Consider the following 14,755-nt stretch of genomic DNA (forward strand, 5'->3'; position numbering starts at 1 on the left):
TGGCGCGGCGTCTGGCTGGAAGACGGCCTGCGCGCCGCCGGCGTGGTCGCGCTGGAAACGAAATTCGCCGCCTCGCACCGCGACAGCCTGACGGGCCTGCTGGACCGCCGCACCTTCCTGGCCCGGGCCGGCGAGACCCTGACCCAGTCCGGCGAGTTCGAACTGGTGGTGGCCGATGTCGATCGCTTGCGTCGCCTGAACGAGGCCTTGGGCCATGAGCGCGCCGATCTGGTGCTGGCCGCCCTCGGCTCGCGCCTGAACGCCGCCTTCCCCCACGGCTCGAACGCCGCCCGCATCGGCGAGGACGAGTTCGCCATCCTTGTCCCGCGCGAGACCGCCGTGGCCTCCGAACGGCTTCGCGAGGCGCTGGAGCAGCCGCTGCGCGTGGCCGGCTTCGACATCTATCCGACCGTCTCCATCGGCGCCGTGACCGTCGAGGGCGGCCCGGACGCCGCCGACCCCGCCGAACTGCTGCGCCGGGTCGAACTGGCGGTCGAGCAGGCCAAGACCGCCGGACGCGGCGGCATCGCCGCCTACGGCCGCGCGCTGGAAAGCGACAGCCTGTCCCGTCTGGCGCTGGAGGCGGACCTGCGCAACGCCTTCGTGCGCGGCGAGATCGAGCCCTTCTACCAGCCGATCGTGAACCTCAACACCGGCGCGGTGGCCGGGTTCGAGGCCCTGGCCCGCTGGCGTCACCCCAAGCGCGGGATGGTCCCGCCGGACGAGTTCCTGGGCCTGACCGACGAAATGGGCCTGATGAACGATCTGGGCCTGCTGATGATGCGCGCCTCGGCCCGCCAGTTGGCCGAATGGCTGGCCCGGCACCCGTCGGCGGGCAAGCTGTTCTGCAGCGTCAACCTGTCGGTGGGCGAGATCGAGCGGCCGAACCTCGTCGAGGACGTCGCCCGCATCATCGAGGAAAGCGGCCTGCCGCGCGGCGCGCTGAAGCTGGAAGTCACCGAAGGCGACATCATGCGCGACACCACGCGCGCCGCCGAGACGCTGAAGCAGCTGCGCGACGCCGGCGCCTCGCTCGCGCTGGACGACTTCGGCACCGGCTTCTCCTCGCTCAGCTATCTGGCCAAGCTGCCGTTCGATACGCTGAAGATCGACCGCTACTTCGTTCTGACGATGGACAAGGACGAGGGCTCGGCCAAGATCGTGAAGTCGGTCGTCAATCTGGGGCGTGACCTGTCGCTGGAAGTCGTCGCCGAGGGCGTCGAGAACGCTGGCCTCGCCAAGCTCCTGCTCGACGCCCAGTGCCACTACGGCCAAGGCTTCGGCTACGCCCAGGCCCTGCCCGCGCAGGAGGCCGAGGTCTATCTGAACGAGTCCCTCGCCGACGGCGCGGCGCCGATCAAGCAGCGGTCTGCCTAGGTTCGAGGTTATAGGGATCAGGTTTCAGGCTGGCGCTCCCTGGACCCTGGAACCTGGCCCCTGGAACCTCTTCAGGCCCGCCCGCTCTGCCCTGACAGCCAGGCGGGATCGACCCCCAGCGTCGCCAGCGCCCGGCTCCATTTGCTCTCATAGTCGGTGTCGAAAATCAGGCCCGGGTCGGCGTCGGCGGTCAGCCAGACGTTCTCGCCCAGCTCATCCTCCAGCTGGCCGTCGCCCCAGCCCGCGTAGCCCAGCATCAGCACTGACTTTCGCGGTCCCGCGAACGGATCGACCATCGCCGCCAGCGCCTCGCGCGTGCCGGTCATGGCCAGCCCCTCGCCGAAGGGCATGGAGGCGTCATCGACCATCCAGTCGTCGGTGTGCAGGACGAAGCCCCGCTCCCGCTCGACCGGGCCGCCGACCAGGACCTTGCGCGTCGACGCCGAGTCCGGGGCCGGGGTGTCCAGCTTGTCCAACACCGTCTTCAGGTCGACGCCCGGCGCGGGGCGGTCCAGCCGCAGGCCCATCGCATGGTCGGGCCCGTGGGCGCAGACCAGGATCACCGCATGCTCGAACCGGTCGTCGTCGATGCCCGGCATCGCGACCAGCAGCCGCCCGACGAGGGATTGGAAGCCGTCCATGCCCTTATCATCGGTACGCGGGCCGGGTGACGCAAGGACGCCGGACGACGCAGGTGTTGGCGTGGCCAGCGGCAACGCCTATCTGGTCCGGGAGTTTGATCCTCATCCTTCCTCTTTTGGAGCCTCTCCATGACCGTCCAGATCGGCGATCGCATCCCCTCGGCCAACCTGACCCGCGCCACTGACGACGGTCCCAAGCCGGTCACGACGGACGACATCTTCGCCGGCAAGACCGTGGCCCTGTTCGCCGTGCCGGGCGCCTTCACCCCGACCTGCTCGGCCCGCCACCTGCCGGGCTTCAAGGACAACCGCGAGGCCCTGGCCGGCAAGGGCGTCGACGCCATCGCCTGCGTCTCGGTGAACGACGCCTTCGTCATGGGCGCCTGGGCCGACAGCCAGGGCATCGGCAAGGAAGACATCCTGATGCTGGCCGACGGCAACGGCGACTTCACCCGCCAGCTGGGCCTGACGCTCGACGCCAAGGGCTTCGGCATGGGCGAGCGCTCGCAGCGCTATTCGATGCTGGTCAAGGACGGCGTCGTCGAGCAGCTGAACATCGAGCAGGGCGGCGAGTTCAAGGTCTCGTCGGCCGAACATCTGCTGGCGCAGCTTTAAGGCCCCTGACCCCGCTCATCCCGGCGAAAGCCGGGACCCAGTGCTTTGGAAGACAGGTCGTTGGCGGTTTCGCCGCGAGGCTGATCCTGATGCGACAGCGTCAGGCTGGACAGGACTGGGTTCCGGCTTTCGCCGGAATGAGCGGAGCGTATTCGTGACCACCGACGTCTTCACCCCCGAGCAACGCAGCGCCGTCATGCGGCGCGTGAAGGGGAAGGACACCACGCCCGAACTGGCCGTGCGCCGCATCCTGCGCACGGCCGGGATCGGCTATCGCCTCGGCGGCGCGGGCCTGCCCGGAAAGCCGGATCTGGTGATGAAGGGGCGGCGGACGGTCGTCTTCGTCCACGGCTGCTTCTGGCACGGCCATGACTGCGCGCGCGGCGCGCGGCGGCCCAAGGCCAACGCCGGTTACTGGATCGCCAAGATCGACCGGAACCGCGCCCGCGACCTCTCCAACGCGCAGGCGCTGCTGGCGGGCGGCTGGCGCGTCGTCACCGTCTGGGAATGCGGGATGAAGGCGGCGGACTTCCCGGACCGCCTGCGGGCGGCCGTGACCGGTCAGGCGGCCGCCGTCTCCATATCGTCCGCGGCCTGATCCTGGGCCATGGTCATCACATGGGTGATGGCCCCCAGCAGCATCGGCGGGGTGATCGGCTTGGGCACGAAATAGGTCATGCCCGCCGCGGTGCAGGCGGCGATGTCTTCCGGCGCCGTGTCGGCGGTGACGGCGATGATCGGCACGAAGGCGTTCGGACCGCCTCCGGCGCGGATGCGACGGGTGGTCTCGCGGCCGTCCAACTCGGGCATCCGCACGTCCATGAAGATCAGGTCGAAGGCGGTCTGCTCGCAGATCTTCAGCGCCGCCATGCCGTCGGCGGCGGTGGCGATGTCACAGCCCAGCGGCTGCAGGATCAGCTGGATGGCGCGGCGGTTGATGTCGTGGTCGTCGACGACCAGAACCCGCATCGGGCGGTCCTCGCCCTCGTCCTCGTCCGTATAGTCTCCGGCCGTCTCGGCGACCTGCGGTTCAGGCTCGATAACGGGCGCGGCAGGCGCCGGGCGGGCGTCGAGCGCCCGCGCCGCGACCGCCGCGGCGGGACGGTTGGACAGCACGCGCGCCACGGCGTCACGGCTTTCCTGATCCAGTCCGGGGGTGACGGCGGCGGTCATCTCGCCCGGCTGCAGGCGCAGGGCCAGGGTGAAGCGGGCGCCCTCGCCGGGACGGCTGCGCGCGGTCAGCCGGCCGCCCATCAGGTCGGCCAGTTGCTTGCTGATCGAAAGGCCCAGACCGGTGCCGCCGTGGCGGGCGCTGACGCCGTCCTGGGTCTGGTCGAAGGGGGTGAACAGGCGCGCGACCTGTTCGGCGGTCATGCCGGGGCCGGTGTCCGCGATCTCGATCAGGATGGCGTGGCCGCCGGGCTCTTCCACCCAGCCGTTCAGGCGCACGGTGATGGCGCCCGACTGGGTGAATTTGACGGCGTTGGAGATCAGGTTGTTCAGCACCTGACGCAGGCGCATCGGATCGCCGCGAACCGCCGAAGGCATGGTGGCCGCGCCCTCGACGCGGAACTTCACGCCCTTGGCGCGGACCGGGGCGCGCCACAGGCGGACGGTCTGGTTCAGCAGCTCGCGCAGGTCGAAGTCGACCGCATCGACGGTCATGTGACCGGCTTCCAGCTTGGCGTGATCGAGCAGGTCGTCCAGCAGGGCCTTCATCATCAGGCCGGCGTCGTTGATCAGTCGGGCCTGGCCGCGGGCGGCGTTGTCGGCGGCGCCGCGCTCCAGCTCGGCCGCGCCGGTCAGGATGGCGCTGATCGGGGTGCGAAGGTCATGGCCGACCGCGGCCAGGAAGGCGCTGCGGCCTTCCATGATGCGGACGGCGTCGATCCGCTTCTGCTCGGCCTCGATCCGGGCGGCGCTTTCGGCGGTCCGGGCGTCGTTCATGCGCTGCCAGGTCGACAGGCAGTAGGTGATGAAGACGCCCACGGCGATCGCGGCGGCGGTGACGAAACCGGTCGAGCCGCCGAACATGGCCATGAAGAAGGGAATGGACGTCAGGTACAGGAACTGCGGCGCGACGGTCAGCACCAGCACGCGCTTCGAGCGCGGGGCGTTGATCATCGAATAGATGGCGCCCGCCGACAGCAGCATGGCGGCGCAGACCCCGCCCATCGGACCGCCCACGATCCACAGGGGAATCGACAGGCTGCCGAAATAGCTGGCGTTGGAGAACAGCAGGATGTCGCCCAGCACGGCGCGCGCGCCGTTCAGCTTCTGGGCCCGGCCGCTGACGATCGGCGCGAAGGTCCACAGGTCCAGGGCCTGGATCAGGAAATAGCCGAGCACCCAGCCGACGCTGACGTCCCAGCCGATCAGGGGGCTGAAGACGAGCGCGCTCGCCGCGGCCATGCCGAGGCGCTGCAGCAGCGCCTTGCGCCGTTGCAGAATGGCGATGACCCAAGGGTCGGTCGCCGGCGTGATGTTGGCGGCGCTGACGTTCGCCATGCGTCTCCCCGAGGATGGGCGTATTCGCCCTTCCTCGCACTATGCGGGATCGGCCCTAACGGTCCGTCAACGGCCCGTGCCGACGGCCTCGGCGAGTGTGGAGAAACCCTCCGTCCGCAGACGATCCGTCAGGCCGGACTTGATGCGCGACACCAGTCCGGGGCCTTCGTAGATCAGGGCCGAATAGACCTGGATCGCCGAGGCGCCCGCGCGAATCCGCGCCCAGGCGTCGTCGGCGGATTCGATCCCGCCGACGGCGATCAGCGGCAGGCGTCCCGCCGAGGCGTCGGCGGCGGCGCGCAGGGCGTCGCCGGCGCGCGTCTTCAGCGGCGCGCCCGACAGCCCCCCGGCCTCGCCCCTGTGCGCCGAGCGCAGGCTGTCCGGGCGGTCCAGGGTGGTGTTCGACACGATCAGCGCGTCCAGGCCGTGGTCCAGGCTGGCCTCGGCGATCAGGGCGATCTCGTCCGGGGTCAGGTCCGGCGCGATCTTCAGGAAGACCGGCGTCGGATCGTCGCCGCGGGCCTCGGCCAGCCGGCCCAGAAGGTCGTCCAGCGCCGCCCGGCCCTGCAGGGCGCGCAGGCCCGGCGTGTTCGGCGACGAGACATTGACCGTGACGTAGTCGGCCAGCCCCTTCAGCCGGATCAGGCCCTTCACATAGTCGGCGGCCTTGTCCTCGGTGTCCTTGTTGGCCCCCAGATTGGCGCCGATCACCGCCGTGCGGGGACGGTGGGCCAGCCGGTCGGCGAAGGCCTCCAGCCCGGCGTTGTTGAAGCCCATGCGATTGATGATCGCGCGGTCTTCATACAGGCGGAACAGGCGCGGCTTCGGATTGCCCGGCTGGGCAAGGGGCGTGACCGAACCGCACTCGACGAAGCCGAACCCGAGCCGGGCCAGCCCGTGCAGGGCCTCGCCGTTCTTGTCCAGGCCGGCGGCCAGGCCGACGGGGTTGGGCAGGTCCAGACCCGCCACCCGCGTGCGCAGGATCGGATCATCGGCGGCCGGGGCGGGCAGGGGCGTGACCTGCAGCGCCCGGATGGCGAGACGGTGCGCGGTTTCCGGATCGAGGGTGCGCAGCAGGGCGGCGCCGAGGTCGGTCAGGCCCATCCGGCGGCTCCGTCCCGGAACTGCATGATCCCGTCCGCATCGACCGTCAGGACGCGGATCTCGCGTGCGGCCGACAGGGGCAGGGGGGCGAACAGGTGGGGGAACAGGTCGCCGCCGCGCGACGCCTCCCACTTCAGCGCCTCGCCCAGCGACGGCAGGTCGACCGCGACCAGCAGCAGATCGTCGCGGCCCGCATAGTGCCGCCGCGCGGTCTCGGCCAGCTGGGCCGAGGTCGACATGTGGATGTAGCCGTCGTTCAGATCGACGGCGGACCCGGCATAGGCGCCGCCGGGGGGCACGGCCTCCCATTCGGCGCGGTCGACAAGCTTGTAGGCGACGTCGGTCACTCGGTGATGTCCCGCGGCTGGAGGAAGCCCTCGAAGGTGCAGCGTCCGGCGACGTCCACGGTGAACAGGGCCGCCGCGCCGGGCGGGAAGCCGCCGCTCATGCGGTCCAGCACCGACGGCGAGGCCGCGCTTTCGATCAGGTATTCGACGGCCAGCAGGTGGACGCCCGGGTTGTGGGCCAGCACCAGCAGGGTGCCGGCCTCGTCCTCGACCGCCTCGACGGCGCGGCGCAGGGTGTCGGCGGAAGCGTTGTACAGCGGCTCGTCCTCGCGCACCTCGACGTCGCCCATGGCGTCATGGACGAGGTCCCAGGTCTGGCGCGTGCGGCTGGCGGGCGAGACCAGGGCCAGGTCCGGGCGGGCGCCCTTGGCGGCCAGCGCCCGGCCCATCAGGGCGGCGTCGCTCTTCCCCCGCGCCGACAGGTCGCGGTCGCGATCGCGGCCGGAGCCGCTCGCCCGTTCCGCCTCGGCGTGGCGCATGAGGATCAGTCTTTGCATGGGCCCCGCCTTTACGGGTGTTCGGCCGATCTCGCCAGATCACCACCGGCGGGATTGCGCCGCGCGCGCGACGCCGGCTGGGGCTGCAGCGCCGGGGTCAGCACCGGGGCGGTCGCCACCGCCCCGCCCGGACGGGCCCGCGCGTAGGCCTGTCGCGTGGCCTCCAGCAGGATCAACCCGGCGGCGCCCGGCATCACATGCTTGCCGATCGGCTCCAGTCCGTCCGCCAGCGGCAGCAGCGGACCCCAGGGCGGCACATACAGGGTCTGGGACCAGGCCGTCGGCTCCAGCCCCGCCTCGCGCACCAGCCGCTCCAGCTGGCGGCGGGTGAACGGGCGGCCGTGGCCGAAGGGGGTGTTCTCGGAGCGGGCCCACAGGCCGCCGCGCGCCGCCGCGATCAGGATGATCCGTCCGGTCGGCGCCAGGGCCCTGACCGCCTCCAGCATCAGGGCCTGGGCGTCGTCCGCCTCCTCCAGCGCGTGCACCAGCAGGATGCGGTCGAAGGATCCGGCGGCGAAGGGCAGGCGGCGGTCGTCCACCAGCACCGTGCGGTTCTTGCCCGCCTGCGGCCACAGCTCCACCCCCTGTCTGCCGGGCATGGCGGCGATCAGCCGTCGGGCGCCGACGAAGGCGTCCAGCCAGGGCGTGGCGTAGCCGAGACCAAGAACATCGCAGTTGTTCGCCTCGCCCCAGGCGTCCTCCAGCCGCCGCGCCAGCATGCGCCGGGCCAGCGCGCCCGCGGGCTCGCCGTAGAAGATCCGGAGGTCGTCGATGCTGCGCCGCATGACCCCAGCATAGACCCGCCGGGGGGCGGCTGCCAGAATGGCGGCATGACCCTCGATGTCCGCCTCTTCCCCTGCCTCAGCGACAACTACGGCTATCTGGTCCGCGACAGCGCGACCGGCGTGGTCGCGGCGGTGGATACGCCCGACGCCGACGCCATCCTGGCCGAGCTGGAGCGGTCGGGCTGGGGGCGGCTGGACCTGATCCTGAACACCCACTGGCACCCCGACCACACCCAGGGCAACGCCGCGCTGAAGGCCGCCTCCGGCTGCGAGATCGTCGGACCCGAGGAGGTGCGCAAGGCCGCGCCGATCGACCGCGTGATCAAGGGCGGAGACACCGTCATGCTGGGCGAGACCCCGCTGGAGGTCACCGACGCGCCGGGCCACACCTTGGGCCACATCGTCTATCGCTCGGTCGGGGATGGCCTGGCCTTCGTCGGCGACGTCCTGTTCGTGCTGGGCTGCGGTCGCCTGTTCGAGGGCACGCCCGAGCAGATGTGGACCAGCCTTCAGACCCTGGCCGCCTGGCCGGATGAGACGGTGATCTGGTGCGCGCACGAATACACCGCGTCCAACGCCCGCTTCACCCTGAGCCTGGATGACCGGCCGGAGATGCAGGCGCGGGCGGCCGGGATTTTCGCGGCGCGTGAACGGGGCGAGCCCACCGTGCCCACGACCATCGGTTCGGAGAAGGCCTTCAACCCGTTCCTGCGCGCCGCCGACGCCGCGGACTTCGCGGCCCGCCGGGCGGCCAAGGACAGCTTCTAGCGGCCCGGGGTCGGGTCCTGCGGCAACAGGGCCCGGATCACGCGCGCGGACGACGGACGCCCGGCGACGCCCTGCACCGGGGCGACCACGATACGCAGTTCGCCGCGTGCGTAGGATGCCGAGGCGGTGCTACCCTGAACGATGGCTATGCGGCGCAGCTGGCTCAGCGACGAGCGGCCGGTGGGCGAGCGGGCGATGCGCAGGACGGCGTCGGTCGACAGGATCAGGGCCTCGACCGTCAGCCCCTCGGCTTCTTCATCGGTGTCGACGTTGATCTCGATCAGCCGGCCCATGGTCTGGCTCAGCATGGCGCTGCGGCGGGTCATCAGCTGGAACAGCTGCGCCGGCCCCAGCGAGGGCAGGGCCAGCGGTTCGCCGGTCCCGGAGAGCGAGGCCGGGGACCCGCCCGGCGCGCGCGAGGTGTAGACCGTCACGCCGCCGCCCGGAGTCATGCGCAGGATCTGCTGGCCGGCGTCATTGCGATAGATAATGTCGCCGCGCGGGGCGGCGCTGGCGCGCAGCACCCAGGTTTCGTCGCGACGGTCGAACCGCAGCAGCGGGCGCTGGCCTGACCGGTCCAGGGTGAAGGCCTCGCCGGATTCGGAAACATAACGGCCGACGGGCGGCAGGGTGCGGTTCGCGCCGCCCCGGTTGCGGAGCGCCTGGCTCTGCTCGGCCTGGGCGTTGCCGCGCTCCTGCGCCTCGGCGGCGACGGGGACCGAAACGGAAAGCACGGCGGTCACCGCGACGGCAAAGGCCATCGCAGTCTGAAGCGGCGTTCGCGCCGTTCTGACCTTCCCCGTCAACTTCATGCCCGACTTGGTGGAATCGTCACGCGGCGGATTTTGGGCAGGCTTCTGTCAGCCGACCAGATACTGACCGCCGTTCAGCGACAGCGTGCAGCCTGTGACATATCCGGCACGCTCACCGGCCAGCCAGGACACCATGTCGGCGATTTCCTCGCCTTTTCCGAGCCTTCCGACGGGGATCTGGGCCACGATCCCGGCCAGAACCTTCTCGTCCATCGCGCCGACCATTTCGGTGTCGATGTAGCCGGGGGCGATGCAGTTCACCGTCACGCCCTTGCGCGCGTTCTCCAGCGCCAGCGCCTTGGTGAAGCCGATCATGCCCGCCTTGGCGGCCGAGTAGTTGGTCTGGCCGATCTGGCCCTTCTGGCCGTTGATCGAGGAGATGTTGATGATCCGGCCGTGGCCGCGGTCGCGCATGCCGTTGATCACCTGACGCGTCATGTTGAAGACGCTGTCCATGTTGACCCGGATCACGTCCGACCACTGGTCGGCGCTCATCTTGTGGAAGAAGCCGTCGCGGGTGATGCCGGCGTTGTTCACCAGCACGTCGATGGGGCCCAGTTCGGCCTCCACGTCGGCCACGGCGCGGGCGCAGTCGTCGTACGAGCCGACGTTGCCCTTGACCACCATCACGCCCAGTTCGCGGGCGGTCGCCTCGGCGGCTTCGGTGTTGCCGGAATAGCCGGCCGCGACCTGCAGCCCGTCTTCCTTCAGACGCTGAACAATCGCCTTGCCGATACCGCGGGTACCGCCCGTCACCAGTGCGACGCGAGCCATGAGCGCTTCCTCTGCTTTTCCTTGGAGCGGCGACCTCTGCCGGGCCGCCTGCTGATCTACGCTTTAACCCGCACAGCGTTGCGCGGAAAGTCGGTGTGCCTCAACACGATGACGCGGTGATAACGGCGGTGATCAGCGGCAGGGGCGGCGCCGGGGCTCAGCCGGTCGTGTCGCGGACCACCACGACGTGGCCGGGATGGCCGTCGGCCTCGTCGCGGGCGTACCGTACGGCGCTGGCCCGGTCGGCGAACAGGCCGAAGAACAGGCCGTCGCTGGAGGTCATCCGCCAGCCGTGCAGGTCCGGCGAAACCTCGATGACGGCAGGAGGCAGGGGAAGGGGAACGGGCATGGCTGCGGGCCGGGACAACGCCGGATGCGGCGTCGTCCATCCTGTGCGCCCGCGGGCCGTAAGCCCGCGATGGGAAAACCGGCCCGCCGCATAAGGCGGGCGCAAGCGCCTATTTCAGCTTGTCGATCAGGGCCATCGCCGCCGCCGGATTGCGCACCTTGGCCCCGGCGATGAAGTAGGCGAACACGTCGCCGCGCTTGGCCCAGCCCCGCGTCTGTTTCGCGATCCCGTCCAACTCGGCCGAGGTCATGCCGGTCGGCTCGTCCGGCTTCGACGACATCATCCGGGCGTAGGTGAAGTCCGCCGTCGGCTGGTCGATCCTAGGCCACTCCGGCGCCTCGTCGTCTTCGGCATAGACGATGGCGCAGCCGTATTTCGCCGCCAGATCATAGAACTGCTGGTTATCGAAGGTCGGGCTGCGGACCTCCAGCGCATGACGCAGGCGGACCCCGTCCTTCTCTTTGGGCAGCAGCTTCAGGAAGCCCTCGAAGTCGACCGGATCGAACTTCTTGGTGGCCATGAACTGCCAGTTGATCGGCCCCAGCTTGTCGCCCAGCGCCGTCAGTCCCTGATCGAGGAACCGCTCGAGGCTCTCATTGCCCTCGGACAGCACCTTGCGATTGGTGCAGAACCGGCTGGCCTTCACCGCGAAGACGAAGTCGTCCGGCGTCTCGTCGCGCCACTTCATCCAGGTGTCGATCTTGAAGCCGGAATAGTAGGTGCCGTTGATCTCGATCGAGGTCAGCTTCGAGCTGGCGTACTCCAGCTCCTTCTTCTGGCTCAGCTTGTCCGGATAGAAGGTCCCCCGCCAGGGCTCGAAGGTCCAGCCGCCGATGCCGACGCGAATGATTCCGCTCATAGCTCTGCCCTTCCAGCATCTGAGGTAGCTCCCGACCTGATGGTATCAGTGCGCCAGGCCGAGGTGTCGTTCTCCAGACTGTAGGCTATGACGATGCGCTGCTGATCAAAAAGCACAAAAGCCGTCCGAACTTCGCCGAGGGCCAAGGCATGTCGAGCGAGGTCAGCGTGGCGCGGCCCGAGCCTTTGCTTCGGCGAGTATTTCTTCCAGTGATCTCTTGCTGATTCCTGACGCTTCAGCCTCGTCCACCAGCCGCTGCATGTGCGCGATCTTCTCCGCCCGGACCTGCTCGCGGCGGATCAGGTCGCGGATGACGTCGGAGGAGTTGGCGTAGCGGCCGTCCTTCGTCTGGTCCTCGACCCACGTCTTCATCCGGTCGGGGAGGGAGATGTTCATCGTGGCCATCTGAAAAGGGTCTGCCTGATGGCAATCCTTGGCAAATCAGCCGGTCGTGCTCGCGGCTTCCGGCTGTGCTCCTTCCAGCTGGACCGCCGCGCCCGGATGCATGGTGCTGATGATCGCGATGACCAGATACAGGGCGATGTGCAGGCCCATGGCGGAGGCGAACACCCAGGCCCGCCTCGACAGGGCCGCGGGCAGCACCAGCGCCACATAGATCAGGAAGGTGAAGCCGTAGCCGATGGCCATGGCCATGAAGCCCGGCCGTCCGACCAGCATCGTCAGGCACAGCGCCACCATCAGCGCATTGGCCAGGATCAGCAGCAGCAGCACCGGGCGCTTGTTGGCCTCGAAATGCTGGTTCAGGCTGGTCGCCTCGTCCTCGGGCTCGGGGAAGATCAGGCTGGCGGCGATGAAATAGACGATGGCCACCGCCAGACCGGCCAGCAGCATCCCGTAGCTGTAGGGAGCCTTGCCCAGATTGGTCCAGGCGGCGTCCCAGAAGGTGGCGATGTCGAAGGCGGCGAACAGGGCCAGCAGCGGGGTCTTCCAGCCGACCTTCACCGTCTTGCGGTGCTTGAAGGCCCGCGCCGCGCCGGTGGCCAGCACCGCCACCGACAGGCCCAGCACAAGGCCGTAGAAGCTGAAGAAGAACTCGAAAGCGCTCACACCCGTCCCCCGACGCAGGATTGAAGCGTCACCATAGGCAGGGACGCGCCGCCCGTCACTGATCCAGGGCGTCCAGCACCTGCTGCATGCCGGCCAGCAGGCTGGCGGCGGTGATCGGCTTGGCGATGTGGCCGTCCGCCCCGGCGGCGGCGGCGTCGGCCCGGTGCTCGACCATGGCGTTGGCGCTCAGCATGACGATCGGGATGCGCGGACGCAGCGGCGTTTCGGCCTCAAGGGCGCGGATGGCGCGGGTGGCGGTCAGCCCGTCCATGACCGGCATCTGCATGTCCATCAGGATCAGGTCGAACTCGTCGTTCCGGAAGGCCGCGACGGCGGCGGCGCCGTCGTCGACGATTTCCAGTTCGATCCCCTGGCCCTGCAGGATCAGTTGGACCACGCGCTGGTTGGTCGGATGATCCTCGGCCAGCAGGATGCGCAGGGCGCGGGCCATGACAGGCGTGGTCGCGGCCGCGCCGTCCCCGGTCGCCGCGCCGCGCGGAAGCGGCAGGCTGAAGTGGAAGCGGCTGCCGGTCCCCGGCGTGGACTGGGCGCCGATCTCGCCGTCCATCATCTCGATCAGCGAGCGGCAGATCGACAGGCCCAGGCCGGTCCCGCCGAACCGGCGCGTGATGGTGCCGTCGGCCTGGTTGAAGCGTTCGAACAGGCGCGCGGCGTGATCCGCGTCAAAGCCGATGCCGCTGTCCTCGACCGAGATCGACAGCCGGTGCGTGTCGCCGTCGGGCGTGACGGCGATGTCGACCGTGATGCCGCCTGTGGCCGTGAACTTGACCGCGTTGGACAGCAGGTTGCCCAGCACCTGACGGATGCGCGTGCTGTCGCCGATGAAGACGCCCTCGGCGTCTGGCGACCGGTTGACGGTGAAGGTCAGGCCCTTGTCCTCGGCCCGCGCCTTGACGACGCAGATCGGCTCGAGCGCCTCGTCCAGATTGAAGGGACGGGTCTCCAGATCCAGCTGGCCGGCCTCGATCTTGGAGACGTCCAGGATGTCGGACACCAGCCGCTCCAGCGTCACGCCGCAGCCGCGGATCAGCTCGACCATCTCCTGCTGCTCGGGGGTCAGGCCGGTGGTGCGGCTCAGGGCGTCGACGATGCCGATGACCCCGTTCAGCGGGGTCCGGATCTCGTGGCTCATGTTGGCCAGGAAGTCGGACTTGGCGCTGTTGGCCGCCTCGGCCGCCGCCTTGGCCTCCAGCAGGGCCTGTTCGGCCGCCACCCGGTCGGTGACGTCGCGGGCGAGGCCGTAGATCTGGCCGCCCACGCGCTGGGCCCGCCATTCCAGCGTCAGGTAGTGGCCGTCACGATGCCGGTAGCGGTTGATATGGCCGAGGACCGGGTCGCCGGGGCGGCGGTTCTCGACCTCCACCACGCTGCCCCGGGTGCCCGGCATGTCGTCGGGATGCACCAGGTCCAGCAGGCGGGTCCCGCGCAGCTCATCCGGCGTCCAGCCCAGCACCGTCTCCCACGAGGGGCTGGCCCGCACCACGAAGCCCTCGATGTCGCGGATCACCAGAAGGTCCAGCGAGACGTCGAAGAAGGCGGCGGCGTTGCTGTGTTCGTCGTCATTGGCCGCGGGGCCGGTCACGGGGCCGCGCGCGGGGCCGGGGTCGACGCAACTCATCGGGACACTCGGCGGGGGACGATCATGAACCTGTCCATAACACGGTTGCGGTTAAGGTCGCCTTGCCGACGTCATCCCGATACGGGCGGAAGGTCGCACCGTTCAGAAGCTGAGCCGGTCCACATAATCCCGGTCCGCCAGCCGGCTGTTCACGAACTCGGTCTGTCGGTCGCGAGGCACGACGTAGCGGATGAGCGGGGCGAGCTGCGGCAGGATCTCCGGCGGCGCCTCCATCCCTTCCGGCATCTCGCATTCGGCCATGGCGAGGTAGAACCGGGCCTCCGGATCGAGAAACAGGTCGATGTCCCACGCCAGCCCGTGGGCGTCGCTGACCGCCCGCCGCAGCTTGTGGATCCGTTTCGTCGTCAGCGGCCACAGGTCGTCAAAGTCCCGGGCCTCCAGCGTCGTCTCGATCTCGATCAGCCGACCCGTCGCGTCGATCTTGTAGGTGAAGCTGTCGGTGGTCTGCCCGCGACGGACGCGCCGCCGGATACGCGCATCACCCGGCAGATAACCCTGCCGGACGTCCTCCCAGTCCTCGCGAGGCCAGAGCGCCAGCACGGCCTCCGGGTCGGTCAGGACGTATTTGCGCTCGTTCTCGGTCGGCACGGC

General features: G+C 69.6%; 18 protein-coding genes. 4 read left to right on the plus strand and 14 right to left on the minus strand.

Going from position 1 to position 14,755, the window contains the following annotated elements; all coding sequences use genetic code 11:
• On the plus strand, positions 1-1,377 hold a 1,377-nt coding region (locus tag VGE03_RS07985; protein WP_331045951.1), incomplete at its 5' end, for a bifunctional diguanylate cyclase/phosphodiesterase.
• A 71-nt stretch (positions 1,378-1,448) separates the two neighbouring features.
• Here the strand turns inward: VGE03_RS07985 and VGE03_RS07990 are convergent.
• Positions 1,449-2,018 carry a YqgE/AlgH family protein gene (locus tag VGE03_RS07990; RefSeq protein WP_331045952.1) on the minus strand — a complete coding sequence of 190 codons (570 nt, stop codon included), beginning with the start codon at positions 2,016-2,018 and terminating at the stop codon, positions 1,449-1,451.
• A 129-nt stretch (positions 2,019-2,147) separates the two neighbouring features.
• On the opposite strand from VGE03_RS07990, the gene VGE03_RS07995 reads away from it, so the two are divergent.
• Together VGE03_RS07995 and VGE03_RS08000 are read left to right on the plus strand one after the other, a co-directional pair.
• On the plus strand, positions 2,148-2,633 hold the full coding sequence (locus VGE03_RS07995) for a peroxiredoxin (protein ID WP_331045953.1): 486 nt from the start codon (positions 2,148-2,150) through the stop codon (positions 2,631-2,633).
• Positions 2,634-2,787: 154 nt separating this feature from the next.
• Positions 2,788-3,231, plus strand: coding sequence for a very short patch repair endonuclease (locus VGE03_RS08000; RefSeq protein ID WP_331045954.1), 444 nt, complete (start codon positions 2,788-2,790; stop codon positions 3,229-3,231).
• On the opposite strand, the gene VGE03_RS08005 is transcribed toward VGE03_RS08000, so the two are convergent.
• The 5 genes from VGE03_RS08005 to VGE03_RS08025 all read right to left on the minus strand — a co-directional run bounded on the left by VGE03_RS08005 (position 3,195) and on the right by VGE03_RS08025 (position 7,874).
• Complete coding sequence (locus tag VGE03_RS08005; protein WP_331045955.1) at positions 3,195-5,141, minus strand: ATP-binding protein; 1,947 nt, start codon at positions 5,139-5,141, stop codon at positions 3,195-3,197. The two genes, VGE03_RS08000 and VGE03_RS08005, sit on opposite strands and share 37 nt — an antisense overlap.
• A gap of 66 nt (positions 5,142-5,207) precedes the next feature.
• The gene (locus VGE03_RS08010; RefSeq protein ID WP_331045956.1) at positions 5,208-6,245 is read right to left on the minus strand and encodes a quinone-dependent dihydroorotate dehydrogenase; all 1,038 of its coding nucleotides are present in this window, start codon (positions 6,243-6,245) and stop codon (positions 5,208-5,210) included.
• Positions 6,236-6,592: a DUF952 domain-containing protein gene (locus VGE03_RS08015; protein WP_331045957.1), complete on the minus strand. Its 357-nt coding sequence runs from the start codon at positions 6,590-6,592 to the stop codon at positions 6,236-6,238. The genes VGE03_RS08010 and VGE03_RS08015 overlap by 10 nt, the downstream gene beginning before the upstream one ends.
• Positions 6,589-7,089 carry a SixA phosphatase family protein gene (locus VGE03_RS08020; protein ID WP_331045958.1) on the minus strand — a complete coding sequence of 167 codons (501 nt, stop codon included), beginning with the start codon at positions 7,087-7,089 and terminating at the stop codon, positions 6,589-6,591. Before VGE03_RS08020 ends, VGE03_RS08015 begins: the two co-directional genes overlap by 4 nt.
• Positions 7,090-7,100: 11 nt before the next feature.
• Entirely contained in the window at positions 7,101-7,874 is a 774-nt protein-coding gene (locus tag VGE03_RS08025; RefSeq protein WP_331045959.1) for a class I SAM-dependent methyltransferase, read from the minus strand.
• A gap of 45 nt (positions 7,875-7,919) precedes the next feature.
• Between VGE03_RS08025 and gloB the strand changes: the two genes are divergently transcribed.
• Positions 7,920-8,642, plus strand: a complete 723-nt coding sequence (gene gloB, locus VGE03_RS08030) for a hydroxyacylglutathione hydrolase (RefSeq protein ID WP_331045960.1) — start codon at positions 7,920-7,922, stop codon at positions 8,640-8,642.
• Here the strand turns inward: gloB and VGE03_RS08035 are convergent.
• The 8 genes from VGE03_RS08035 to VGE03_RS08070 all read right to left on the minus strand — a co-directional run bounded on the left by VGE03_RS08035 (position 8,639) and on the right by VGE03_RS08070 (position 14,752).
• Complete coding sequence (locus tag VGE03_RS08035; protein WP_331045961.1) at positions 8,639-9,403, minus strand: DUF4908 domain-containing protein; 765 nt, start codon at positions 9,401-9,403, stop codon at positions 8,639-8,641. The genes gloB and VGE03_RS08035 overlap by 4 nt on opposite strands.
• A gap of 99 nt (positions 9,404-9,502) precedes the next feature.
• A complete protein-coding gene (phbB, locus tag VGE03_RS08040) occupies positions 9,503-10,228 on the minus strand; it encodes an acetoacetyl-CoA reductase (RefSeq protein ID WP_331045962.1) in 726 nt (241 codons plus the stop codon).
• A 157-nt stretch (positions 10,229-10,385) separates the two neighbouring features.
• Positions 10,386-10,577, minus strand: coding sequence for a hypothetical protein (locus tag VGE03_RS08045; RefSeq protein WP_331045963.1), 192 nt, complete (start codon positions 10,575-10,577; stop codon positions 10,386-10,388).
• 109 nt (positions 10,578-10,686) lie between these two features.
• Positions 10,687-11,436: a DUF72 domain-containing protein gene (locus tag VGE03_RS08050; protein ID WP_331045964.1), complete on the minus strand. Its 750-nt coding sequence runs from the start codon at positions 11,434-11,436 to the stop codon at positions 10,687-10,689.
• Positions 11,437-11,598: 162 nt separating this feature from the next.
• Entirely contained in the window at positions 11,599-11,841 is a 243-nt protein-coding gene (locus VGE03_RS08055) for a type II toxin-antitoxin system ParD family antitoxin (RefSeq protein ID WP_331045965.1), read from the minus strand.
• A gap of 36 nt (positions 11,842-11,877) precedes the next feature.
• A complete protein-coding gene (locus VGE03_RS08060) occupies positions 11,878-12,504 on the minus strand; it encodes a hypothetical protein (protein WP_331045966.1) in 627 nt (208 codons plus the stop codon).
• 55 nt (positions 12,505-12,559) lie between these two features.
• The gene (locus VGE03_RS08065) at positions 12,560-14,143 is read right to left on the minus strand and encodes an ATP-binding protein (RefSeq protein WP_331045967.1); all 1,584 of its coding nucleotides are present in this window, start codon (positions 14,141-14,143) and stop codon (positions 12,560-12,562) included.
• A gap of 102 nt (positions 14,144-14,245) precedes the next feature.
• Positions 14,246-14,752, minus strand: coding sequence for a hypothetical protein (locus tag VGE03_RS08070; protein ID WP_331045968.1), 507 nt, complete (start codon positions 14,750-14,752; stop codon positions 14,246-14,248).
• Positions 14,753-14,755: the final 3 nt, after the last annotated feature.

Source organism: Brevundimonas sp., assembly GCF_036400995.1.
Taxonomy (GTDB): Bacteria; Pseudomonadota; Alphaproteobacteria; order Caulobacterales; family Caulobacteraceae; genus Brevundimonas.

What these genes read in the sequence shown, in the direction of transcription:
- VGE03_RS08010 (WP_331045956.1), bottom strand. Translation starts at nt 6,245, where the DNA reads ATGGGCCTGACCGACCTCGGCGCCGCCCTGCTGCGCACCCTCGATCCG.
- VGE03_RS08045 (WP_331045963.1), bottom strand. Translation starts at nt 10,577, where the DNA reads ATGCCCGTTCCCCTTCCCCTGCCTCCTGCCGTCATCGAGGTTTCGCCG.
- VGE03_RS08020 (WP_331045958.1), bottom strand. Translation starts at nt 7,089, where the DNA reads ATGCAAAGACTGATCCTCATGCGCCACGCCGAGGCGGAACGGGCGAGC.
- VGE03_RS07990 (WP_331045952.1), bottom strand. Translation starts at nt 2,018, where the DNA reads ATGGACGGCTTCCAATCCCTCGTCGGGCGGCTGCTGGTCGCGATGCCG.
- VGE03_RS08055 (WP_331045965.1), bottom strand. Translation starts at nt 11,841, where the DNA reads ATGGCCACGATGAACATCTCCCTCCCCGACCGGATGAAGACGTGGGTC.
- phbB (WP_331045962.1), bottom strand. Translation starts at nt 10,228, where the DNA reads ATGGCTCGCGTCGCACTGGTGACGGGCGGTACCCGCGGTATCGGCAAG.
- VGE03_RS08005 (WP_331045955.1), bottom strand. Translation starts at nt 5,141, where the DNA reads ATGGCGAACGTCAGCGCCGCCAACATCACGCCGGCGACCGACCCTTGG.
- VGE03_RS07995 (WP_331045953.1), top strand. Translation starts at nt 2,148, where the DNA reads ATGACCGTCCAGATCGGCGATCGCATCCCCTCGGCCAACCTGACCCGC.
- VGE03_RS08050 (WP_331045964.1), bottom strand. Translation starts at nt 11,436, where the DNA reads ATGAGCGGAATCATTCGCGTCGGCATCGGCGGCTGGACCTTCGAGCCC.
- VGE03_RS08025 (WP_331045959.1), bottom strand. Translation starts at nt 7,874, where the DNA reads ATGCGGCGCAGCATCGACGACCTCCGGATCTTCTACGGCGAGCCCGCG.
- VGE03_RS08065 (WP_331045967.1), bottom strand. Translation starts at nt 14,143, where the DNA reads ATGAGTTGCGTCGACCCCGGCCCCGCGCGCGGCCCCGTGACCGGCCCC.
- gloB (WP_331045960.1), top strand. Translation starts at nt 7,920, where the DNA reads ATGACCCTCGATGTCCGCCTCTTCCCCTGCCTCAGCGACAACTACGGC.
- VGE03_RS08035 (WP_331045961.1), bottom strand. Translation starts at nt 9,403, where the DNA reads ATGGCCTTTGCCGTCGCGGTGACCGCCGTGCTTTCCGTTTCGGTCCCC.